This window comes from Lacimonas salitolerans (assembly GCF_042677865.1).
GTDB lineage: Bacteria > Pseudomonadota > Alphaproteobacteria > Rhodobacterales > Rhodobacteraceae > Lutimaribacter > Lutimaribacter salitolerans.
The window spans coordinates 1-1,275 of record NZ_JBHUDD010000083.1 but is presented as its reverse complement, the minus strand read 5'-3'; the positions used below and the strand labels follow the sequence as shown (position 1 = coordinate 1,275).

At 55.1% G+C, this 1,275-nt stretch carries 1 protein-coding gene; it reads right to left on the bottom strand.

Features of this window, described 5'->3' with window-relative positions:
- Positions 1-340: 340 nt before the first annotated feature.
- A complete protein-coding gene (locus tag ACFTOW_RS13355; RefSeq protein ID WP_379916524.1) occupies positions 341-1,009 on the bottom strand; it encodes a Crp/Fnr family transcriptional regulator in 669 nt (222 codons plus the stop codon).
- Positions 1,010-1,275 lie beyond the last annotated feature (266 nt).

Sequence of the window (1,275 nt, the reverse complement as noted above, 5' to 3'; positions counted from 1 at the left end):
CATCACCCTACCGCACAACATCTTGTGCCTCAAGCAAATGACCGGAAACCAAACCACCCACACAAACCGCGAAATAGCCAAAAAATGCAACGAAAGTCGCCTTGGCGACACTCGTTTTGCAGGGCATCGGGTAGATCCCGATGGGTGAGCAGGCGACATCCTGCTGTATGAGTGAACGTTTCGAGTTTGACGAGTATAGCGTTTACCAGTGGTTGTGTAAATCGGGTAGTATTGGTGTGCATGAAGCCCAATCACGAGTTGGGCAGGTATTTGATGATGCGGGTTCCGGCCGCGGTCAGGAACTCGCATCATCAAGTTGCACTGGAAAACTTTGCAAGCGTTAGTTGTCCTTGTGAAGGCTTTCCCGCAGCTTGTCGGGCTTGAGAACCTGAATTTCCTCTTTGCGTATCGCGACAGCGCCTTCGTCCTTGAAGCGTTTGAGAACCTTGTTCACCGTCTGCCGCGAACACCCTGCAACAGAGGCCAGATAGGACTGGCTGATGTGCAGCACGCGGTTTGCCTCGGACAGATGCAGCAGGTAGCTGGTGATGCGGTCCCCGACCGGCAGAAACTGGTCGATCACCTTGAACTGATTCTCGCGTTCCATGCGCCAGACATGCGCCCGGAAGATATTGCGCAGCATGATGTCGAGCCGCATCAGCGTCATGAAGTCGGCCCTTGGGCAGACCAGCGTGACGGTATTCGGCTGCGCGACGGCGTTGGCCACACAGGGCACCTGCGCGATCATTTCGGGTTCGCCCGCTGTTTCGCCCGCTGTCAGATGGGTGATGATGGCGCGGTGACAGGATTCGGTGGTCGAGGAAATCTCGACCGAGCCGGCAGCGATGATAAACACCTCGAGCGGGGTTTCGCCCTGGGTCAGGATCTCTTCGGCGGTGCTGTGCACCCGTACTGAGCATCCGTCGAGAAAATCGGATTTGTACTGATCGTCGAGACCATCGAACAGCAGGCAGCTTTTGAGATGTGGAAACCGGATTGAGTTTTTCATCGTTTGGGTGTCCAGCCTGCATTGGTGCGTCTGTTGTTGCGCAAACATCTCAAGATAGAATGTATATCTAGGAGATGCGCCGGGCCTTGAAAGTGTCATGGCCTGTTTTGTTTGGCTGGCAACGCTGTCCGAACCGGCATTGGCTGCTTACCACGCGGAATGGGCGAGCGATATGTGCATTGCGCAATCCGGCACGGCGAATTTGACGGCCAATTCCGGCTATTTCGCGGTTTGTGTGGGTGGTTTGGTTTCCGGTCATTTGCTTG

Bases quoted from the DNA above. Each gene is read 5' to 3' on its own strand.
- ACFTOW_RS13355 (WP_379916524.1), bottom strand. From the start codon at position 1,009: ATGAAAAACTCAATCCGGTTTCCACATCTCAAAAGCTGCCTGCTGTTC.